Raw genomic sequence first — 5,992 nt, 5'->3', positions numbered from 1 at the left:
CCTTGATGGGCTGCTTGCGATATCACGGAAGGAATCTCCTCACACCATCGAAACCCGGCTGGCGGGCGACGTCCGCGAAAGATCGGCAGAGATGCTGGCCTAGCTAGCCCTAAATAGTCAAGCTTGAATCGCTAGCGTTGGCCGGCATCCAATAAAACGTACTTCGAAAACAAACCTTCCACGTATGGACAGCCCCTCCGGTAACAAACGCCTGGTGTCTGGCAAGACCGGCTATGAGCAGGACGGCGATGCTGAGACGAACTCCGCGCGCTGGCTTATTTCTTACGCGGACCTCATAACAACGCTAATGGTGCTGTTTCTTGCTCTGTATGTGTTGCAGTTGGCCAAATATAAAGAGCTTGAAATAAAGACGTTCGAGCGGCACATCGTCAAGGAAAGAACTGATGACGCTCACGCTAACGATCTGAACACCGTGACTGGGGGTCCAGAGGCCGCCAGGAAGAATCTCTTGTCTTTATTGGGAACGCTTCGCGATAAACAACAGATCACCATCGTGAACGGCGCCCCGGGTGTCGAGATCGGAATCAACGCAAAAATACTGTTTAATTCGGGCGACGCGCACTTGTTGCCGGAGTCGTTTGACGTTTTGAACCAGGTCGCCCTGATACTGAGGAACCATTCAACAAACAATATCCTCGTGGAAGGACACACCGACAGTCTGCCCATCTCGACCGCGAAATACGAGTCAAACTGGGAGCTTTCGTCTGCACGGGCGGGAGCCGTCGTCCGATTCCTGGTCGACAGGGGAATCGAGCCAAATAGACTGGCCGCGATCGGTCGGGCTGACAATTTTCCCTTAGTGATGGGTGACAACGCGAACGCCCGAACTGCGAACCGCCGCGTGACGATACTGGTGCAATATTGAATCGCAAGACAGGCGACAAGACGCTGGGCAATCAGCGCGGCCATTAAGCTGACGGGCTTATCTCGCCGCGACGCGAGCTCACGCGATCTGCTGAACCAACCCGCTGCGCCAACCCGGCGCCTCAAACGGATCCGAAAAATACTGGGTCTCGTGAACGACCTTGCCGTTGCGGAACTCCATGATGCTTACCGTGTAAGCCGCCCGCCCCTGATAAGTGATGGTGTATTCCGTGACCCAGAGATTGCCTTCTCCTTGAATTCGCCTGACATCGAAACCCGATGGCTTATCGGGATGGTGACCCCGCAATGCCTGCAAGTTGATTCGTCCGATGATTCGTTCACCTGATTGAGGGTAATCGCAGATGGCGTCATCATCGTAAATATCGTGTTCCGCGTTGAGATCGCCCGCCGCCGATGCTTGCCAGTGCGCATTCAGGGATTCACGATTTTTTTCTTCCTGCATGGCCTGCCTCCGGATAGCGTTCACGTCTATCTATTGCGTACTTCCAGCGGAATAAAACCAGGACTGCCCGTCTTCACGACTTCGTTGAATCTCTGCCTGGTCTGAATCCGATTGATCTCGTCGAAAGCGTCTGCCGGGAGGGCTGAGATGTTAAAACTCTCCCGCGCGCGGGCCTCGGTTTTGGGCGCTGTAAGAAAAGCTGTGCCACGTTGCACGGCCCAGGAGAGCAGCACCTGTGCTGGCGTCTTTCCAACTCGCGCGGCGATTTGCATGACGACCGCGTCCTCGAGCGGCCCTGGCCTTATTCCGTGACCCAATGGCGCAAAAGCCAAAAACACGATCTCTCTCTCCTTGCAGAATTCCAGAAGTTCCGTTTCTGGCAGATAAGGATGTGCTTCGACCTGGACCACAGCCGGCTTGATTCTTGCCGATTGGTAGAGCGGCAGCAATTTGTCCAGGCTGATGTCAGACAGTCCGATGGACCGGCATTTTCCATGGTCGACGAGCGCTTCCATCGCTCTCCACGTGTCGAGTAGCGTCACACCTTCATCGTAGAGGATATCTCCGTTTTCATCGCGCGGATCCTGCTCATCTCCCGGTTGAAATGCAAACGGCGTATGAACGAGATATAGGTCCAGATAGTCTAGCCCCAGCCTTTCAAGACTTGCCCCGAAAGCCGGTTCGACACGCTCGGGCCGATGATTTGAATTCCATAGCTTGGTGGTCACAAAGATTTCTTTGCGCGCGATCCTTCCGGCTGCAAGTCCTGCCTGCAGGGCCTCGCCCACCTCACGCTCGTTGCGATATCGCTCGGCACAATCGAAGTGTCGAAACCCGGCTTCCAGCGCGACTTTGATGGCGCTTGTCAGCGTGGCCACATCGGGAATCAGCGTGCCAAATCCGACTGCGGGTATACGGCCGCCTCCGTGACTAAGCACTATCTTTCTGATCGGAAAATCGGAAGGCTCAATCATGACGACACCCACCTCCGCGCGTGTCTCGCGCCCAGCGACGAAGGATCAAGCTTGGGCGTGCGATGGTTGCGCTAGGTCCATGAACAGAAAGCGTCAACGTAGTTGGGTCGGATAACCGCTTCATGGCGAATTCCTAGCTAAGGATAGTCTAATCCTGGGAAATGCGGTTTTGGAACTTGATCAGCGGCTTTTTGATGCGTACTGGATGGTTGATCGTCCAGGAGCGCAACACGTGAACTACGCCGTTGGCTACTGTTAAGGATTGTAGGACCCCTGGCGGAAACAGCGGCCTGATAGGGGCACGGGGCGCGGCGCGATATGGGTTGTCCATTTCGCGCCGGCGCTCCGCCGTCACTCGTAAGACTTTACCCGCAAACCTCGGCTGTAACGCTGCAACTACGGCAACATCGATCGAATCCTGTCATATACCGACGGGGGCAATTTGATAAAACTGTCGCCTTCGGCGCATGCGTCGAATGCCATTCGATCGTTCACAATAATTTTTGAAAAACCAGCGTGACATTTGTATGTCCGTTCCGCAAGTAGCCAGTTTGTCTGGCCATCATATACGCGCAGATAGCTAAGTCCGGTATTCAACATGCATTGCTTTGCGATGTATTCGCCGTTCTCGGACGCATGTGATTCGCATGCATGTACGGTGCCCCTAATCTCAACAAGCCAAACATAGTGCGCAACGAATCCGAGGCCCGTCGTAGTTGCAACCACCGTCGCAACGATCTTACCGATCCGGATGAAACGTCGGCGCATCCGCTCCCGTCTTCCAAATAGCGCAACCGATCCGGCGACAACCAGATAGCAGAGTAGGAGCAGCGCAATGACTGGGCTGGCAAGCGTAACGCCAGCCCAAATATCGTTGGTTATGTCTAAAATCACCAAAGCACCTTGATCGGGCGTAATAAGAGGAGCAAAACAATTCGATTGGAGTAGATAATGAAGTCTCCACCGCGACGATGTTTCACTTGCCATTTTCTAAAGTCGCTATTGCGCACAGGATAATAGACGTTTCCCTTAACTTTCGGATCGCCAAGCTTAACGGCGAAGTTAGCCCAGCCTCGGTTTGCTAGAGTTGAGCCTTCCGTGGGCGGCACGACGATAACGCCCTTGCTGCTCCAGTGCCCCAAATACTGCGATACGCTACCCGGGTCGGTCGTAAAGGTGTAGTTATCTTTGATATAAACAGAGATTTCGCTTACCGTCGCCGAGCGCGCATTAACAAAGGCCCGCTCAATAGCAACATAGAATGTGAACGATCCGAGGGCCGCGGTAAGATCATCCGGGACGCCACGATCCTCAACTGCTCTCTTGCGCGCCTGCTCCAGTTTCTGCGACCATGTACTTTCAACTCCCGCCCTTTCGAATTGAAGATAGGTGTGAACGTCTTCAATTTGCGTTGATCTGGCATCGATGTTCGTCTGAGGCGGATAGCGCTGCAAGATTTTCGCCAACTGCTGCAACGACGCTTGGCTATAGATCACGTTGTGAACCAGGTTTTCGTATTGCGCCTTCGCACGTTCGAAACCCAACGCCCATTTCATCGTCACATTGGTCTTGTCAATCATGGACGGCGGGTATGGTTCTCCGTTTTGGTTCAGCCCTCTGCTTTCGGCTTGATCGTCCGGCGAATAATTAAGCTGGCCAGCAAACCACCTCTCCATCAGTTTTGCACCCATCGGCAAGCTCAACGCTCGCATCGTGATAGGTATCTCCTGAATGTCGAACGGCGCAACGGTATCCTCCTTTGTTTGCGAGTCCCGAGCCTCCGTCGTTGGCTTGGGCGTATCGGGCGTATCGAGCCAAGCCTGGAAGCGCGAAAAGGCGTTTGCTGCTTTCTGGAGGTCATTCAGCATCTTCGTTGCTGCATCAGGCTTCGGTACAGGTTTGCTCGCCGCGGATGGCGTTTTCGGCTGTGCAGGTTTGGGGGGCGGCTTATCTGAGGCAAGTTCAGCTTCGTCGACAATTTCACAGCCGTCCGCACCGCCACAGAGCACCCACTTGTGGATAAACCATCCGACTTTGTAATAGGGAATTTTTGAAGAACCCGTCGACATCTCAGTGCCCATCCTTGGCCGTTGCGGTGCGCAAACCGATGGCGATAAAAAGAAGTGTGGTTTTGTTGTTCTGTTGTTCCGTCATGCTTAAGTGTCCTCTGTGAATGAACGCCGCGTCTGAAATGGCAGCCTCGCCAGCGTAACCGCCATTTTTCGGACGTTTTGTCAAAAATCATCAAGAGTTGACACACGACGATCACTCGATCGGTCGATCAACCAAAAAGTTGTCAAGTCGCAAACCCAAGGCACTTACGTAATGCCTTCACAACGCGGACTCGCAGACCCGCGAGTTGACCGCCACTAAAGAAGTTTTATAAGTGTTCACACCCGCACACCGGGCACAAGATCGATCCCGGCGTGGCTGATAGTGCGCGCGCCGGCGAAACGCGACGGTTAGGTCGTGTCGCGCAGGGCGGAATCGAAATCACAACCGCGATGCGTGTGGAGGGTGCCGCGTTGTTCGCCATGTCTTTGATATAAAGTCCGCCCGGCAGCGGCGAGAATGTCGATGGCAACCGGAGCGTCGAAACGAAGGCAATTCGTAAGATTAGCCCTCGTCAGGACAACCGTTGTGTTCCTTTCATCGGAAATGTCGCTAAACGTAGTAACGTATCGGATTATTTTTTCGCCCGCTTACATTGATTCTTGAGGCGCTTATGTCCACGGACGCAGACACAATCACCGATGAAGTGGTCGCGGCAATCGCAGACCGCATGATCGAAGAAGGCAAACGAGTTTCCCCGGTGGCAATCTGGTCAGAGGTTCGCGGCGGGTCGCTTGTCGCGATCGTCGCGGCCTTGGAACGCTGGCGCGAAGCGCGCGAGGACAAAACGCTGGAATTGCAGCTCCAGGCGGGTTTGCCGGGAAGCCTTGCCGAAACGGTGATGAGCGCCGCCGCTCGGATCTGGACCACGTCCCAGGAGACCGCAGAGAAGGCGTTTAATCAGCGCCTGACTGTGACGGGCCAGCATCTGGAAACCGCTTTCGCGGAACGGGACGAGGCGCTTACCGAGTACCAAAAGATCGTTGAAGAAGTCGAGGCGGGGCGCGAGCGAATCATTGCCCTGACGAGCGCATTGAGTGCCTCGGAAAATGCTGCCCTACACCTTGGAGCCGAACTCGCGACAGCAACCGGCCGCACCGAAGCGGCCGAGACACGCGTAGACGAACTCGTGCAGCGTGTGTCGATCGACAAGGCCAATCTGGAAGCTACGAAGGCGTCGCTTGACGAGCAACGCAAGGCGCACGAAGAGTTGGTCTCTGTTGTCTCAAGCAAGAGCGATGAAATAGCGCGGATCACTCACGAGCGTGATGACGCGCGGCAGGAGGTCGCTATGTTGGGCGAGACCTGTCAGGCGAAGTCCGAAGAGGTGCAAAAGTGGTCGCAGGAGTCGAGCGCGGCCACGTTACGTGCTCAGTCGGCCGAGGCACGCATAGAGGAACTCGTGCAGCGAGCGTCGGTGGAACAGGCAAATCTGGACGCTACCAAGGCGTCGCTTGACGAGGAACGCAAGGCGCGGGAAGGGTTGGCTGCGCTCGTCTCAAGCAAGAGAGATGAAATAGCGCGGATCACTCAGGACCGCGATGGCGCACGGCAGGAG

At 55.1% G+C, this 5,992-nt stretch carries 5 protein-coding genes and 1 pseudogene; 3 read left to right on the top strand and 3 right to left on the bottom strand.

Annotated elements, in window-relative coordinates:
- A pseudogene (locus tag WCA53_RS06365) lies at window positions 1-103 on the top strand (flagellar motor protein); the annotation flags it as partial.
- Between the two features lie 81 nt (window positions 104-184).
- Window positions 185-886 (top strand): OmpA family protein, encoded by a 702-nt coding sequence (locus tag WCA53_RS06360; protein WP_423907044.1) that lies wholly within the window; start codon window positions 185-187, stop codon window positions 884-886.
- A 78-nt stretch (window positions 887-964) separates the two neighbouring features.
- Here WCA53_RS06360 and WCA53_RS06355 read toward each other — a convergent pair whose 3' ends face one another.
- The 3 genes from WCA53_RS06355 to WCA53_RS06345 form a co-directional block, all read right to left on the bottom strand.
- Window positions 965-1,348, bottom strand: coding sequence for a nuclear transport factor 2 family protein (locus WCA53_RS06355; protein WP_423907042.1), 384 nt, complete (start codon window positions 1,346-1,348; stop codon window positions 965-967).
- Between the two features lie 26 nt (window positions 1,349-1,374).
- Window positions 1,375-2,322 (bottom strand): aldo/keto reductase, encoded by a 948-nt coding sequence (locus tag WCA53_RS06350; RefSeq protein WP_423907040.1) that lies wholly within the window; start codon window positions 2,320-2,322, stop codon window positions 1,375-1,377.
- Window positions 2,323-3,212: 890 nt separating this feature from the next.
- Window positions 3,213-4,391 (bottom strand): DUF6402 family protein, encoded by a 1,179-nt coding sequence (locus WCA53_RS06345; protein WP_423907038.1) that lies wholly within the window; start codon window positions 4,389-4,391, stop codon window positions 3,213-3,215.
- A 656-nt stretch (window positions 4,392-5,047) separates the two neighbouring features.
- Between WCA53_RS06345 and WCA53_RS06340 the strand changes: the two genes are divergently transcribed.
- Window positions 5,048-5,992: DNA-binding protein (locus WCA53_RS06340; protein WP_423907036.1), on the top strand; the 945-nt coding region annotated here is incomplete at its 3' end.

Origin of the sequence: Caballeronia sp. (assembly GCF_049581465.1) — a bacterium.
Classification (GTDB): Bacteria; Pseudomonadota; Gammaproteobacteria; order Burkholderiales; family Burkholderiaceae; genus Caballeronia.
The sequence above is the reverse complement of the archived record's forward strand: the minus strand, read 5'-3'. Positions and strand labels throughout refer to the sequence as shown.